Consider the following 473-nt stretch of genomic DNA (forward strand, 5'->3'; position numbering starts at 1 on the left):
GCTTTTTCCATTGCCGATGGCGGAAAACTCCGCGTCGCGCATGTGGAAATGGGCGGTGCGCGCACTAACTACAACTTGAGCGGCGATCTCTATGGCGTGGATTCGTATTTTGAAGAATATGTGGCCTATCTCACGCAATATGAGGAAGCACTGGATTTGTTCTACAATGTGCGTTTTCACGGCTTGTATTCCAAAGGGCTCATTCGCGCCGATGGTGCTCTGTTTGATCAGTCGCACAAGTCGTTCCGTGGTACGCTCGATTTCTTAAAGGGCGCACGCGGTGCCGTTGGCGATGAAGAAGAAGTAGCCATCCTCATGAATGACGAAGCGCATTCGGTGGCAGTGCCCGTTTTGCTCTGCCATGAAGATGCCGTGCAAGGCAATCACGCTACTTCGGCAGGACGTGTGGATGAGGAGCTGCTCTTTTATCTCATGAGTCGCGGCCTTTCCCGCAAGGAAGCGGAAGGCATGGT

General features: G+C 53.1%; 1 protein-coding gene. It reads left to right on the top strand.

What is annotated here, in order from left to right:
• A partial coding sequence (locus ACU8YE_RS24815) for a SufB/SufD family protein (protein WP_446930190.1) occupies positions 1-473 on the top strand: 473 nt, incomplete at both ends.

The sequence above is a fragment of the Ralstonia sp. VS2407 genome, assembly GCF_052950655.1.